Source organism: Clostridium frigoris (genome assembly GCF_018861865.1).
In the GTDB taxonomy this organism is placed as follows: domain Bacteria; phylum Bacillota; class Clostridia; order Clostridiales; family Clostridiaceae; genus Clostridium_AD; species Clostridium_AD frigoris.
The window spans coordinates 1-14,434 of record NZ_JAHLDV010000006.1 but is presented as its reverse complement, the minus strand read 5'-3'; the positions used below and the strand labels follow the sequence as shown (position 1 = coordinate 14,434).

Here is a 14,434-nt window from a genome sequence, read left to right as displayed (position 1 = left end):
GTAAAAGGGATTAGTAATAAAAAGAATAATATATTTTGCTTAGTAGCATTATGTTATGACTTAAGGGAGCGATTGTATGAAGTTAAGAAAAATCATGGAGAATATTAATTTCGATTTAATAAAGGGTGATATTGATATAGATATAAAAGAAATTCAATATGACTCAAGAAAGGTTAAAAAGGGAGATGTATTTTTCGCTATAGAAGGATACCAGATGGATGGACATAAATATATACAAAGTGCTATTAATAATGGTGCTGTAGCTGTTGTATGTCATAAAGAAATAGAAAATGTAGACGTAGTTGTGATTAAAGCTCAGGATTCGAGAAAGGCATTGGCCATAAGTTCATCAAATTATTATGGGAATCCAAGCCGTAGCATGAAAATGATAGGGGTTACAGGAACTAACGGAAAAACAACCAGTGCATTTATGATTAAAGCAATTTTGGAGCAAAAAGGATATAAGGTTGGACTAATAGGTACTATAGCAAATTTTGTAGGAAAAAAGAAGATCCATACGGAGAGAACTACTCCAGAGTCACTAGAACTACATGAGCTTTTTAAAGAAATGGTAGATTCTAATGTGGATTATTGTGTAATGGAGGTGTCGTCGCATTCTTTAAGTTTAGATAGGGTATATGGTATAGAGTTTTGTGAAAGTATTTTCACAAATTTAACTCAAGATCATTTGGATTTTCATAAAACCTTTGAAAATTATTTCAATGCTAAATTAAAATTATTTAAGTTAAGTAAAATATCAGTAATTAATATTGACGACGAGTATGGTGAAAAAGCCTATAATTCAATAAAAAATAGTAAGTTAAGTTTTGCATTAAACCATAAGGCAGATATTATGGCTAGTGACATAAAAATGCACTCCAGGGGGAGCAAATTCACTTTGAAGTATAAAGAAAGTTCTTTTGATATAGAATTAAATATACCAGGAAATTATAATGTATATAATGCTCTTGGGTGTATAGCAGTTTGCTTAAATCAAGGAGTAGAGATTTCTGTAATTCGAGAGGCACTAAAAAAGGTGCAAGTACCTGGACGCTGTGAACTAGTTGAGAATAATCATAATTTGGGTTTTGAAATAATTTTAGATTATGCACATACACCTGATGGTTTAGAAAATATTTTGGAAACTGTAAGGGAATTCACAAAAGGTAAACTTATATCTGTTTACGGTTGTGGTGGAGATCGTGATAAAACCAAAAGACCTATAATGGGTAGAATAGGAACAAACTTAAGTGATTTCTCATTTATAACTTCTGACAATCCAAGAACCGAAGACCCCTTGGAAATAATAAAGGATGTAGTTCTCGGCATTGAAAAGAATAACTTTGAAATAATAGAGAATAGACGCGAAGCTATAAAACGAGCAATAGAGAGTGCAAAAACTGGGGATATAATTGTTATTGCAGGAAAAGGTCATGAAGATTATCAAATACTTAAAGATAAAACAATACATTTTGACGAGAGAGAAGTCATTTCAGAGATACTTAAGGAGAAATTATAAATGGAGTATATTACTACAAATGAGATATTAGAGGCGATTCATGGGGAATTAGTCTTGCAAGGTGAAGAGACTAAGCATAATAATGTATGTATAGATACAAGAATTATTAAAGAAAGAGATATTTTTATAGCAATAAAAGGTGAAAATTTTAATGCTAATGATTATGCAGCTGAGGCTAGTAAAAAAGGCGCTTCAATTTGTATAATTGATGAGATGAAGTTTGAAAAAACTGAGTTTAATAAGAAAACAACTGTTATTAAGGTAGCAGATACTAAAAAAGCACTTCTCATGCTCGCTAAATTTTACATAAATAAGCTAAATATAAAGGTAATAGGAATTACAGGTTCTACAGGAAAGACATCTACAAAAGATTTGATCGCGGCAGTGCTTAGTGCTAAGTTCAAAGTGTTTAAAACACTAGGTAATTTTAATAACGAAATAGGATTGCCTATGATGATATTTAAGTTGGATAAAAGTTATGATGTTGCTGTACTTGAAATGGGCATGAGCCACTTTAATGAAATTCATAACTTATGTGAAGTTGCAAACCCTGACATTGCCATTATTACTAATATTGGGATGTCTCATATTGAAAATCTTAAAACTAGAGAAAATATTTTAAAAGCTAAAATGGAAATAACAGACTTTTTCAGCGGTGATGGTGTTCTAATTGTAAATTCAGATAATGATTTATTACAAGATATTACATCAAAATATGAACTTGTAAAAACGGGGATTGATTCATTGGCTGATTATACAGCATGCAATTTAAAGGTCCTTGAAAATAAAATAACATTTAACATAATGGATAACGGCAATTTAATAGAAACTGGTATGGAGGTAAACATACCAGGACGTCATAATATACTCAATTCAATGCTAGCAGTAGCTTGCGGGAGAGTAATGGATATGAGTTACAAAGAAATTGCGTTAGGGTTTAAAAAACTTGAAGTCACATCAATGCGTTTAAATATAACAAAAGGAAAAAAGTTTACTATAATTAATGATTGTTATAATGCTAGTCCAGATTCAATGATAGCTGCAATTGATGTGCTTTGTGATACTCATGGTAAAGCAAAAATTGCAGTCTTTGGCACTATGAAAGAATTAGGAGATAGTGCATATGATGGACATAAACAAGTTGGAGAATATGCAAAAAGTAAAAGAATTGATTTACTAATTACCATTGGTGAATTTAATGATGCATATAAAGAAGGATTTAATGATATAGATAAATGTAGAAGTTTTGAAACCTATAACGAAGCAGTTTCATTTTTAGAAAAAAGTTTAAAGAAAGATGATGTTGTTTTGGTTAAAGCTTCAAGATATATGAAGTTTGAGGGCGTAGTGAAGGAACTCGAAAATATTAATGACAAAGAGGTGATAAAGAAATGAGTTTAATTATTTATTCTGTAATAATTGCATTTTTATTGTCAATCATACAAGGACCCTTGATTATTCCACTCCTACATAAGCTTAAATTTGGTCAGAATATAAGGTCAGAAGGACCTAAAAGTCATCTTAAAAAAGCAGGGACACCTACTATGGGTGGCATAATATTTATGATTTCAACTATAATTACAATGTTATTAATTGTTAGACATACAAATGATGAAGCCATGATTGCATTATATTGTTTTATAGCTTTTGGAATGATAGGACTTATTGATGATTTTCTAAAGATAACACATAAAGAAAATGAAGGACTTAAATCTAAACAAAAGATGTTACTTATAGTAATAGTTGCAGGAGTAATTGGATATTATTCTTCAATTAGGTTAGGAACAGACATAACGATACCATTTACTAGTATAAGTGTTAAATTAGGCTTGTGGTATGTGCCTTTTATTATTGTTTATTTTTCAGCAACTACAAATGCAGTAAATTTAACTGATGGGCTAGATGGACTCGCAACTTCAGTTACAATAGTAGTTATGACATTTTTTGCATTAGTTAGCAATATGCTGTTTCATCCGTCTCTTGCGATATTTTGTGCAGCACTTGCAGGTGCACTATTAGGATTTTTAAAATACAATTCTTATAAAGCACAAATTTTTATGGGAGATATGGGGTCTTTAGCACTTGGTGGAGCAGTAGCAGCTGTTGGTATGATACTAAAATCACCGTTTCTTGTTGTAATTGTAGGTGGAATATATGTTATAGAGACACTCTCAGTTATTATTCAAGTTTCGGTATTTAAGGCTACGGGTAAGAGAGTATTTAAAATGTCGCCTATTCATCATCATTTTGAATTAAGTGGATGGCATGAAACTAAAGTTGTTGCAGTATTCTCCGTTGTAACAGTAGTTTTCTGTTTAATTGGATTTCTATCATTTTCTTATTAGTAATATAAGGAGGATATAATATGAAAAAAAATGATTCTAAAATGGGACAAATAGATTTTATATTATTTGCAACAATAATGATTCTTGTGGCTATTGGAGTAGTAATGGTTTATAGTGCAAGTTCATATTATGCGGCTTTTAAATTTAATGATCCAGAGTATTTTTTGAAAAAGCAACTTATGTGGGCAGTTGTTGGAAGCATTTTCATGGTTGTAGCTATTAAAATTGATTATCACATTATAAAAAAATATACGGGAATAATTATGTTAATTACTATGGCACTTTTACTTATAGTTTTAGCTTTTCCAGCTGTTAATGGAGCTAAAAGATGGATTCCTTTGGGATTTGCAAATATTCAGCCATCAGAAATAGCAAAATATACTGTAGTTTTGTTTATGGCTAAGAGCTTAGAAAGAAAGGGAGAAAAAGTAAAAGAATTTTTCAAGGGTATATGCCCATATTTATTAGTTTCTGGGTTTTATGCAGGGCTAGTTTTGCTTGGATCAAACCTTAGTATTGCGGCTGTTATAATGATTGTTACTGTTATTATATTATTTGCAGTAGGTGCAAAAATTTCACACCTTTTTGCAATAGGTTCTTCACTTGTTGCAGCAGTTGGTGCTTTAACTATTCTTGAACCGTATAGATTAGCTAGACTTATGAATTTTAGAGATCCTTTTGCTGATAGTCAAGGAAAGGGGTATCAACTAGTTCAGTCACTTCTTGCACTAGGCTCAGGTGGAGTTACTGGTGCGGGCATTGGTCAGTCAAGGCAGAAATGTCTTTATATACCAGAGCCGCATACAGATTTCATCTTTGCAATAATCGGGGAAGAGCTAGGACTAATTGGGTGTGCATTTATAATGCTATTATTTGTGATTTTTGTATGGCGAGGTATAAAAACAGCAGTTACTTCTAAAGATATGTATGGAACCATTTTAGGTATTGGAATTACATCAGTTATAGCAATACAGGCAGTAATTAATATTGCTGTAGTTACAGGGTCAATGCCGGTAACTGGTGTGCCATTACCATTTATAAGTTATGGAGGATCAGCTCTGCTTTTTAATATGGTTGCAATGGGAGTGCTTCTGAATTTGTCCAGGCAAACTGCAAATAAAAGTTAGAAAAGGCATGCGTAATTGCATTGCCTTTTCTATATTTAAAAGTATATGCAATAGAAGTCCTTTTAAATAAATAATAAGTCTAGAGGATCGTATATTTAGTTTATTATTTGTTCTGGTATAGTTACAGAAAATTAATATTATAAATACTGAAAATAGGTTAAATTTCAGATGAAAATAGTTAAGTTAAGTGTTATTATATATAGGAGAATAGTTTTAAATAATATTGTATAAATTAAATCAGAGTCTATTTTACAATATACAAATTTTGGTGTATAAATTTGTAATTTGTTAAGGAATGCGGGGAAGTGAATGAGAAAAAAAAGTAATAATCTTGAAAAAGGGAATTACATTATAGAAAATAAAGAAAAGCTATTACATAAAAGGAAAAAACGAAAAAAATTAAAAAAGCTAATTTTATTAGTCATAATTATGGTGACAACATTGATTACATTATGCATAAAATTGCCTTATTTTGATATTCAAAAGATTGATATAATAGGAAATGTGAATGCATCTAAAACTGAAATTAATGATATAGCTAAAATACATTTAGGTAGTAATATTTTATATGATAGTTTTAGTGAAAGTAAAAAACAAATCATGAAAAACCCATATATTCTAAGTGTAACTATTAAAAAAGTTTTTCCTAGCAAGATTACAATAGAAATAAATGAAAAAAAAGCTATGTTTTATGGGAAAGTAAATAATACTTATTATATTATAGATAATAAAGGTGTTTTTCTTGAAAAGAGATCTGATATTGAAGGGATGAATTTAGTAAATCTAATTGGATTTAATTATGAAAAAATCCAAGTAGGAAGTCTAATTGGAGCAAAGAGCGATAGAAAAATAAATATTGTAATCTCAATGGCGAGCATTATTGAAAATTACAGTAAAACTAATAAATCGAGTAAAATAATGACGGTAGATGTAAGCAATGTTTTAGATGTTAAAGCACTATATGGAAATATGTATATTAAATTTGGAACAACGCAAGATCTAAAAAACAAATTTAATAAAGCTATAAATATTATTACTCAACCTCAATATGAAAATGCAAAGGGTTATGTAGATGTTAGTTTTACTGGAAATCCAGTAATTTATGTAGAACCCAAAAAGTGAAAAATTATCTCCCCCAGAGAGTAGCAAGGAGGAAGTTTATGAAAAAGTTTAGATCACAAATATCCATTGGTATTATATGTGTATTATTGGGATTTATGATGAGTTACCAATTTAAAATGATAAGCAAACAAAGTTCAGCAGCAGAGACAGATAAGAATACACCTGAAATTATAACTGAAAATGAGCAATTAAAAAAGAGCAAAGTAGATATGCAGAAAAAAATTGATGATTTAGATACTAAAACAAAAGAATATGAAACTGCTGCAGGGGGTAAAAACGCAGCAAGTGAATTATTAAGTAAAGAATTGGATGAGACGAGAATGCTCACTGGGGATACTGACGTTCAAGGTGAAGGCATGACAATTTATATAACTCCTAAAAGTAGTATTTTTGGAAGTGACTCTGATGAACAAAAAATAAATGATACAGATTTGGTTCATATAGTAAATGAATTAAATGCTGCAGATGCAGAAGCAATTTCTATCAATGATATTAGGCTAACTTCTCGTAGTGGTATAAGAAATGCCGGAAATGCGATTATTATAAATGATGAAAGAATTTCTTATAGTAAAAGAGTAACCATTAAAGTAATCGGTAAAAGTGATATATTGGAAAGTGCTATTAGTTTTCCAGGAGCAGTTCCACAAACCCTTAGCCAGACTTGTGATATAACAATGGAAAAATCAAACAAAGTTGAAATTACTAAATCAAATAAAACATATAAATTTGATTATGCGAAACCAATAGAAAAGAAGTAGAGGTGAATAAATGGTTGCTTTTGTAGGATTACTTATAGGTGTAATATTAGGAATTGTATGGAATGTTAATATTCCAGTTAAATTTTCTCCGTATATTTCAGTAGCAATTTTTGCGTGTTTAGATTCAGTTTTTGGTGCATTAAGAGGTTCAATATCTCATAATTTTCGTGCAGATATTTTTGTGTCAGGTTTTTTCGGGAATGCTGCTTTAGCAGTAGCCATGGTTTATTTAGGCGATAAATTAGGAATCCCAATTTATTTGGCTGCTATTATTGTATTCGGGGGACGGATATTTGATAACTTTGCAATTATTAGACGACTTTTAATTGACAAAGCTAAATCCCACTCATGAGGTGACTAAATGAAAAATAACGAAGCTACCATATTTGTTTTTATTGCTTCAATAATCATAGGAATTCTTATATCCATGAATATTGGATTTAACGGTAAAAGTAATTTTTTGGATGTAAAACAGTATGACCAAGCCTATAATGAGAGAACTAAATTATATTCAGAATTAAACAGTTTAAAACAGCAATATTATAGTACGAGTGTAAAGCTTAAAAAGTATGATACTGGTGATGAAAAAACACTTCAGGTTTCAAAAGAAATTAAAAAAGAAGTTGTTAATAATAATTTAATAATAGGAAAGAGTGACGTCCATGGTCAAGGAGTTAAAATTACACTAGAAGATGGTGCAGACAGCTTTGATGAGAATGTTACTATGAATCAGTTAATTCACGATTCTGATATTGTTCAAGTAATAAATGATCTTAAAAATGCAGGAGCAGAAGCAATATCAGTAAACGGAATAAGAGTTGTTTATAATAATTGGGGATTGTGTTATGGGTCTAGTATTGATTTAAATGGTGTAAAGATAGTAACTCCATTTTATATAAGTGCCATTGGAAATAAAGATGTAATGTACAATTATTTAACTTTGGAGCAAACACATACATCATTACTCCAAAGTAGTGATGTTAAAATTAATATTGCTAAGTCAGATAATATAAAGATATACGCGTATAATGGCGAGTTTGTTTATAAGTATATGAGTTTAGAGAACAAATAATATTATAAATCATTAAAAATATACGATTTTTGAAGGATTTCTACGTTTAATGAAGAATTAATACATAAACAGGATAGGGTAATTAATAATTGTAATGCGCCCTAAAAAACTAAGGAGGGACGGAGAGTTGTCAATTGGTGAAGTTTATAATAAAATAAAGAATGAAATTCCAGAAAACGTAACTCTAATATGCGTTTCTAAGACTAGGCAAATTAGTGAAATAAAAGAGGCTTATGAATCTGGGGCTAGAGACTTTGGAGAGAATAAAGTTCAAGAATTTCTTGAAAAATACGATAACATAGAGAAAGACAGTAGATGGCACTTTATAGGACATTTACAGACTAATAAGGTGAAATATATAGTTGGGAAAGTTCATCTTATACATTCCTTAGATAGCATACATTTACTCAAAGAAATTGAGAAGCGTTATGCATCAAAGAATGAAATAGCAAATGTTTTAATCCAAATAAATATAGGCAAAGAAGCCACCAAAACTGGCATTGCTGTGGATGAAATGGATGATCTAATAAATGCTTGTGAGGAATGCAATAATGTAAAGGTTAGGGGGCTTATGGCTACAATTCCAATTGGTGATGATGAAAGCTCAAGTAAATATTTCGCAAAGATGAAGGCTATTTTTGATAATCTAAAAAATTATAAATACAAAAATATTTCCATGGAATTTCTATCATTAGGGATGAGCAAAGACTTTTCAATTGCTCTAGAAAATGGAGCTAATATGATAAGACTTGGTGAGAAAATATTTGGAAAAAGAGATTATAAAAAACAGGAGGTAATATAAAATGGCAAGTAAAGTGATGAATAAGGTTATGGGCTTTTTAGGTATGGCGGAAGAAGAAGAAGATGATGAGGTTAAAGAAATGGATAATGAAGATGAAAATGTGGACATTGAATCATTGATGAGTGCAAACAAGAAACAAAGTAAAGTAGTGAATATTCATACATCAACATCTACAAAAGTAGTAATCATAAAACCTGAGGATTTTGATGAAGCAACAGTGATTAGTGATAACTTAAAGGCTAGAAAGATAATTGTGATAAATACCACTGCACTAGAACCTAGAACTGGTCAAAGATTATTAGATTTTGTTGGTGGAGTATGTTACGCTTTAGGCGGAGATCTTCAGCAAGTAGAAAAAGGAGTATACATAATTTCTCCATCGAATATAGAAGTTAATAATGAATTGAAAAGCGAATTAAGTTCAAAAGGAATTTTTAATTGGAATAAGTAAAAATATATATTAAAGAAATATCTAGGGCACAATAAAATATTGTTGTCTATATTTAGAAATTCAGGAGGGAATAAAATTTGTATTTATATAATGTAATTATTATGTTTTTTAAGGTGCTAGAATATGCTATTCTTATTGAAGTGGTTTTGTCTTGGGTTTATGCTGGGAGATCGAATCAATTTACTGAAATGCTACATAAAATCACTAATCCTTTGTTGGAACCTGGCAGAAAGATTCAAGAGAGATATTTTGGTAATATGATGGTAGATTTTTCTCCGATAATAGCTCTTGTTATTATAATGATTTTAAGGAAAATTGTGGATGTGCTATTTACAATGTTTTTATAAGGATAAACACAGATGGATAAAAAACATTTTTTAAACAGTATAAATTGTGAAGATAAGAACTTAATTTCTAACATATTTAATAAAATACAAATAGCTGAAAAGACAAATGGGATTATATTTACTAATGATTTTTTACCTCCAGCTATATGGCATCAAATTTTGGCTATAAGCGAAAATTATGATGTAAAATCATTTGCAAATGGAATATTCAAAGATTCAGATAGGAGGATGTTATCATTTTCTACTTATGATGCTCCTACAGAGTATCCTATAGATTTACTTGAAATAAAAAATAAATCTAAATTTGCGAAGGTCGATCATAAAGATTATTTAGGTGCAATAATGTCACTGGGTATTAAAAGAGAAAAATTGGGTGATTTAATAATTCAAGATTCTATATGTTATGCACCAGTTTGCAGTGACATTAGTGATTTCATAATTAATAATTTAAATAAAATAAAGAACTGTCCTTGCGTTGTTACTGAGTATGATTACATATCACAGGCGCTTCCAGAAAGAAAATTTGAGGAAAAAGTTGTTATAACTACGTCATTTAGGTTAGATGGTTTAGTTTCAGCTGTATGTAATATATCTAGAAACAGTTCAGTTGAACTAATATCTTCAGGCAAAATACTAGTTAATTATTTTCATTGTTTAAAGAAGGATAAAGTTATCGAAAGCAATGATACATTAACAATTAGGGGATATGGAAAATTTAAGATAGCAGAGATTATAGGAAACACCCAAAAGGGCCGTTTGAAAGTTGTAATAAAGCAATACATATAGGCATAGGGGGGGAACAGAATGAGATTAACAGCTATGGACATTAATAACAAAGAATTTAAAAAGGTCATAAGGGGTTATAACTCAGAAGAAGTTGATGATTTTTTAGAGACGGTATCTGATGAATATGAAATGGCATATAAAGAAAATTCCAATCTTAAAGAGAAAATAAGTTTTCTAGAAGAGAAGTTAGATCACCATGTTAAGATAGAAGCAACAATTCAAAATACTTTAGTATTAGCTCAAAATGCAGCAGAACAAGCTAAGATTTCTGCTCAAAAGGAAGCGGAATTGATTATTAGAGATGCAAACGATTCTTCCCAAAGGATGATAGATAAGGCTCATGATGATGTCCTAAAAATAAATGATGAGTATGAAAAAGTTAAACAGGAATTTGCAAAATTTAGGACTAAATTTAGAAGCTTTATGAACTGTCAGCTTGAGATGTTTGAAGGACTTGAAAATGATTATCTTAAGAATTATAACGTGGGAAATGTTACTTATGATAAGCGAATAGATGATGAAGCTGCTATTGATTCTGAATGTTCTAATTTAACACTCAAAAACATTGACGAAAAAGATTTTCATGAAAATGGTGAGCTAGAAGAAATAAAAAGTTTTTTTGCTAAAAAGTAAAAACATAAAAATCTCACTCATTGGGTGAGATTTTTTATGTAACAAATATTGAATGTATATATTAGACAAAAGCAGCTGATAATTGTAAGCTATTTATAAAATACGAGGAGGAATATAAGAATGAATATAGGTATTATTGGAGCAATGAAGGAAGAGGTTCAATTTTTAATTAGGGATATGGAGTTTTTAAGGAAAGAAGTGAAGGCTAAGATGGAATTTAGTCTTGGCAGTTTACATAATAAGAATGTTGTTGTAGTAACTAGTGGTATAGGTAAAGTTAATGCAGCAATTTGTGCTCAAATATTAATTGATGATTTTAATGTCGATTACATTATAAATGTTGGTATTGCAGGTGGTACGATGGATAAGATATATCCAGGAGACGTCGTAATAGCAAGTAATTTAGTACAACATGATATAGATACAACTATATTTGGAGATAAGATAGGACAAATTCCAAGGCTAGACACCTTTGATTTTAAATGTGATAATTCATTAATCAAATTTGCAGAAGAATCATGTAAAGATATAAAAGGACATAATCATTTTACCGGAAGAATTGTTTCAGGAGATCAATTTATTGCAAGCGTTGATAAGATAAAGTGGTTAAATTCTGAATTTGAATGTTTGGCATGTGAAATGGAAGGGGCAAGTATTGCTCAAGTATGTTATTTAAATCAAACTCCATTTATTGTTATTAGATCTATATCAGATAATGCAAGTAATGGTGCTCAAATGGAATATGAAAAATTCAAGGATATTGCAGTAGAAAATTCTACAAATATTTTAAATAATATGTTAAAACTAATTTAGAAATAAATCCTTATAGATATAAAATCATCTCCTGGGTCGCTGAAGTATTAACGACTTCAGAAGGAGATTTATAATCCAACTTATAAAAGTTGGAGATTTTCCTTCTGAAATGTCGTTAAAAATATAAATATTATTAAATAAGTGTAATAAAATTCTTCCCATGAGAAAACATAATCATATAGAAGTTTTATTCTTTTAATATTACTACTATATTAAAACTAGAGGAGTTGTTTTCATGGAAAAGAATAAAATACAATATTTTAAAAAGAAATTGATAAATGAACAGTCACGGGTACTTGATCTTATTAAGTTAATGAGACAAAATGGGGTTATAGATTCTAATAGTGAAATGGCAACTGAATTATCTTTTTATGATAATCATCCGTCAGATGTTGCCACTGAATTATTTGATAAGGAAAAAGGCATTGCTTTAAAAGGAAATGAGATATCAGTATTAAATAAAATTGAAGATGCGTTAAAGAGCATTGAGGACCATACTTATGGAAAATGCAAAAGTTGCGGATCAGATATTGATCCAGAAAGATTAGAATTTACACCATATGCCACTAATTGTGTATCATGTGAAAAATCCATAGATAATAAAAAACCAGCAGAGCAAAACAATAGATGTGTTGAGGAAGATATACTGGGATCGTTTTTCAAGTACAGTAATAAAGATGATGCAGGAATTGATGCAGAAGATACTTATCAGGGAGTAGAACGTTTTAATAATAAATTAGATGATATAATTGAATTTGATGATGACGATGGTTATGTTGAGCCTATAGAGAAAATAAGTAATCAGCAATATAAAAATCAGTTACCGGATTAACAATATATCTAAATAGAAAGAATAAAAGAGTATATATTGCCTATAATTTTATAATAATAAATTTGGAGCAATATATACTTTCTTTTGTATAATTGGGGGAAATGGTATGGAAGTTTTAATTATTTTCTTAGGGCTCGTATTGGACAGAATAACTAAGGTTTGGGCACTCACTTCTTTGAAAGATAGTAATGGAGTTATATTAATTAAAGATTATTTCGAATTGGAATATTTAGAGAATAGAGGAGCTGCCTTTGGAATACTTCAGAACAAATTAATATTACTTGCTTTAGTTACACTACTTGTTATATCCGGCATGATATATTATATTATTAAGTATAAGCCAAAATCAAAATTTCTAAGAATAAGTTTTGCACTCATTATAAGTGGAGCACTTGGAAATTTATATGATAGAATGTTTTATAAGTATGTAGTAGATTTTATTTTAATTCATTATAAAGATGCATACTATTTTCCAACATTTAATGTAGCAGATATGTTAGTTGTTGTGGGAACACTGGTTTTGGCAATTTCAATAGTAAAGGAAGAGGTATAGATGGAAAATTATAATTTTAAGGTTGAAGAAAACTCGGTTGGTATGAGGCTTGACGTATTTATTTCAAGTGAACTTGAAGATAAATCAAGGTCATACATTCAAGGAATAATTGAGAAGGAAAATGCTACTGTGAATGGGAAATGTCGAAAAAGTAATTTTAAATTGAAATTAAGCGACATGATTGATTTAACTATTCCAGACCCTGTTGAGTTAAACGTAAAAGCGGAAGATATACCCTTGGACGTTATATATGAAGATAGTGATGTAATTGTTATTAATAAACCCCAAGACATGGTGGTTCACCCTGCACCAGGAAACTATACTGGTACCTTGGTTAATGCACTCTTAAATCATTGCACAGACCTATCAGGTATAAATGGTATACTTAGGCCAGGCATAGTGCATAGAATCGATAAGGACACATCTGGAGCCTTGGTAGTAGCTAAAAATGATAACGCACATAATTCTCTAGCAGCGCAGCTTAAAGATCATTCAATGACTAGAAGTTATTTAGCACTTGTAGAAGGTGTTATCAAAGATGATGAAGGTACAATTGATGCGCCTATCGGCAGGCATCCAAAAGATAGAATAAAAATGGCAATAGTTGAGAGTGGTAAAAGAGCAGTAACTCATTACAAAGTAATTGAAAGATTTGCTGGGTATACATTAGTAGAATGTAATTTAGAAACCGGTCGAACTCATCAAATAAGAGTACATATGGCAAAAATAGGACATCCTTTAGTTGGTGACTTGATATATGGATTTAAAAAGCAGCATTTTAATTTAAAAGGACAGGTTTTACATGCAAAAAGACTTGGATTTATACACCCAACTACTAATAAATACATAGAATTTGATTCACCAATTCCAACTTATTTTGAAAATTTAATAACTAAGTTAAGAAATATTTGAAATAGTAGATAACATGTGATATTATATTGTGAGTACAATATCGCATATTATGTGTATTGTTTTTTTAATATAATATCTATCCCTTTAAATGTTCCAGAGAGATCATAAGGATAAAGATAGTAATACTATTATGCAAGTATAGTATGCCTTTACCTTTTGGTGAAGGCTTTTTTAGTGTGCCCGGCATGGGCGTTTACTCGTCGGTGAAAGTCCGATACGGGGGCCGATAGTGCTAACCGTTAGCTTAAGACAAGGGTGTCCACCGTGAGGTGGAATCTGAAGGAAGTCGGCAGCAAAACTCTGGTCTGACGAACAGAAACTACATATAAGGCATATGCTTGTGGGTAAGTTTGCTAAACAAA

17 protein-coding genes are annotated in these 14,434 nt (G+C 30.3%); all 17 read left to right on the top strand.

All coding sequences use genetic code 11. The annotated features are described in order from the left end of the window. Positions 1-76 precede the first annotated feature (76 nt). Positions 77-1,519, top strand: a complete 1,443-nt coding sequence (locus KPL37_RS04450; protein ID WP_216146212.1) for a UDP-N-acetylmuramoyl-L-alanyl-D-glutamate--2,6-diaminopimelate ligase — start codon at positions 77-79, stop codon at positions 1,517-1,519. Next, complete coding sequence (locus KPL37_RS04445) at positions 1,520-2,914, top strand: UDP-N-acetylmuramoyl-tripeptide--D-alanyl-D-alanine ligase (protein ID WP_216146211.1); 1,395 nt, start codon at positions 1,520-1,522, stop codon at positions 2,912-2,914. Next, positions 2,911-3,864, top strand: coding sequence for a phospho-N-acetylmuramoyl-pentapeptide-transferase (gene mraY / locus KPL37_RS04440; protein WP_216146210.1), 954 nt, complete (start codon positions 2,911-2,913; stop codon positions 3,862-3,864). The genes KPL37_RS04445 and mraY overlap by 4 nt, the downstream gene beginning before the upstream one ends. Positions 3,865-3,884: 20 nt before the next feature. Further along, complete coding sequence (gene spoVE / locus KPL37_RS04435; RefSeq protein ID WP_216146209.1) at positions 3,885-4,991, top strand: stage V sporulation protein E; 1,107 nt, start codon at positions 3,885-3,887, stop codon at positions 4,989-4,991. 309 nt (positions 4,992-5,300) lie between these two features. Continuing rightward, positions 5,301-6,113, top strand: a complete 813-nt coding sequence (locus KPL37_RS04430; RefSeq protein ID WP_216146208.1) for a cell division protein FtsQ/DivIB — start codon at positions 5,301-5,303, stop codon at positions 6,111-6,113. 38 nt (positions 6,114-6,151) lie between these two features. Next, on the top strand, positions 6,152-6,871 hold the full coding sequence (locus KPL37_RS04425) for a DUF881 domain-containing protein (protein ID WP_216146207.1): 720 nt from the start codon (positions 6,152-6,154) through the stop codon (positions 6,869-6,871). 10 nt (positions 6,872-6,881) lie between these two features. Further along, positions 6,882-7,223 carry a small basic family protein gene (locus tag KPL37_RS04420; protein ID WP_216146206.1) on the top strand — a complete coding sequence of 114 codons (342 nt, stop codon included), beginning with the start codon at positions 6,882-6,884 and terminating at the stop codon, positions 7,221-7,223. 9 nt (positions 7,224-7,232) lie between these two features. Next, positions 7,233-7,943, top strand: a complete 711-nt coding sequence (locus KPL37_RS04415) for a DUF881 domain-containing protein (RefSeq protein ID WP_216146205.1) — start codon at positions 7,233-7,235, stop codon at positions 7,941-7,943. Positions 7,944-8,070: 127 nt separating this feature from the next. Beyond that, on the top strand, positions 8,071-8,745 hold the full coding sequence (locus KPL37_RS04410; RefSeq protein ID WP_216146204.1) for a YggS family pyridoxal phosphate-dependent enzyme: 675 nt from the start codon (positions 8,071-8,073) through the stop codon (positions 8,743-8,745). Between the two features lies 1 nt (position 8,746). Then, on the top strand, positions 8,747-9,196 hold the full coding sequence (locus tag KPL37_RS04405) for a cell division protein SepF (RefSeq protein ID WP_216146203.1): 450 nt from the start codon (positions 8,747-8,749) through the stop codon (positions 9,194-9,196). A 77-nt stretch (positions 9,197-9,273) separates the two neighbouring features. Further along, positions 9,274-9,543, top strand: a complete 270-nt coding sequence (locus KPL37_RS04400) for a YggT family protein (RefSeq protein ID WP_246578117.1) — start codon at positions 9,274-9,276, stop codon at positions 9,541-9,543. A gap of 12 nt (positions 9,544-9,555) precedes the next feature. Further along, on the top strand, positions 9,556-10,329 hold the full coding sequence (locus KPL37_RS04395) for a YlmH family RNA-binding protein (protein ID WP_216146202.1): 774 nt from the start codon (positions 9,556-9,558) through the stop codon (positions 10,327-10,329). A gap of 18 nt (positions 10,330-10,347) precedes the next feature. After that, the gene (locus KPL37_RS04390; RefSeq protein ID WP_216146201.1) at positions 10,348-10,962 is read left to right on the top strand and encodes a DivIVA domain-containing protein; all 615 of its coding nucleotides are present in this window, start codon (positions 10,348-10,350) and stop codon (positions 10,960-10,962) included. Positions 10,963-11,082: 120 nt separating this feature from the next. After that, complete coding sequence (locus tag KPL37_RS04385; RefSeq protein ID WP_216146200.1) at positions 11,083-11,775, top strand: 5'-methylthioadenosine/adenosylhomocysteine nucleosidase; 693 nt, start codon at positions 11,083-11,085, stop codon at positions 11,773-11,775. Between the two features lie 235 nt (positions 11,776-12,010). Next, positions 12,011-12,607, top strand: coding sequence for a TraR/DksA C4-type zinc finger protein (locus KPL37_RS04380; protein ID WP_216146199.1), 597 nt, complete (start codon positions 12,011-12,013; stop codon positions 12,605-12,607). A 106-nt stretch (positions 12,608-12,713) separates the two neighbouring features. After that, complete coding sequence (lspA, locus tag KPL37_RS04375; protein WP_216146198.1) at positions 12,714-13,160, top strand: signal peptidase II; 447 nt, start codon at positions 12,714-12,716, stop codon at positions 13,158-13,160. After that, complete coding sequence (locus KPL37_RS04370) at positions 13,161-14,072, top strand: RluA family pseudouridine synthase (RefSeq protein WP_216146197.1); 912 nt, start codon at positions 13,161-13,163, stop codon at positions 14,070-14,072. Positions 14,073-14,434 lie beyond the last annotated feature (362 nt).

Excerpts from the sequence above, each read along its gene's own strand:
- KPL37_RS04395 (WP_216146202.1), top strand. The coding sequence starts at position 9,556 with ATGGATAAAAAACATTTTTTAAACAGTATAAATTGTGAAGATAAGAAC.
- KPL37_RS04380 (WP_216146199.1), top strand. The coding sequence starts at position 12,011 with ATGGAAAAGAATAAAATACAATATTTTAAAAAGAAATTGATAAATGAA.
- KPL37_RS04425 (WP_216146207.1), top strand. The coding sequence starts at position 6,152 with ATGAAAAAGTTTAGATCACAAATATCCATTGGTATTATATGTGTATTA.
- KPL37_RS04430 (WP_216146208.1), top strand. The coding sequence starts at position 5,301 with ATGAGAAAAAAAAGTAATAATCTTGAAAAAGGGAATTACATTATAGAA.
- spoVE (WP_216146209.1), top strand. The coding sequence starts at position 3,885 with ATGAAAAAAAATGATTCTAAAATGGGACAAATAGATTTTATATTATTT.
- KPL37_RS04445 (WP_216146211.1), top strand. The coding sequence starts at position 1,520 with ATGGAGTATATTACTACAAATGAGATATTAGAGGCGATTCATGGGGAA.
- KPL37_RS04420 (WP_216146206.1), top strand. The coding sequence starts at position 6,882 with ATGGTTGCTTTTGTAGGATTACTTATAGGTGTAATATTAGGAATTGTA.
- KPL37_RS04385 (WP_216146200.1), top strand. The coding sequence starts at position 11,083 with ATGAATATAGGTATTATTGGAGCAATGAAGGAAGAGGTTCAATTTTTA.
- KPL37_RS04370 (WP_216146197.1), top strand. The coding sequence starts at position 13,161 with ATGGAAAATTATAATTTTAAGGTTGAAGAAAACTCGGTTGGTATGAGG.
- KPL37_RS04390 (WP_216146201.1), top strand. The coding sequence starts at position 10,348 with ATGAGATTAACAGCTATGGACATTAATAACAAAGAATTTAAAAAGGTC.
- KPL37_RS04415 (WP_216146205.1), top strand. The coding sequence starts at position 7,233 with ATGAAAAATAACGAAGCTACCATATTTGTTTTTATTGCTTCAATAATC.
- KPL37_RS04450 (WP_216146212.1), top strand. The coding sequence starts at position 77 with ATGAAGTTAAGAAAAATCATGGAGAATATTAATTTCGATTTAATAAAG.
- mraY (WP_216146210.1), top strand. The coding sequence starts at position 2,911 with ATGAGTTTAATTATTTATTCTGTAATAATTGCATTTTTATTGTCAATC.
- lspA (WP_216146198.1), top strand. The coding sequence starts at position 12,714 with ATGGAAGTTTTAATTATTTTCTTAGGGCTCGTATTGGACAGAATAACT.
- KPL37_RS04405 (WP_216146203.1), top strand. The coding sequence starts at position 8,747 with ATGGCAAGTAAAGTGATGAATAAGGTTATGGGCTTTTTAGGTATGGCG.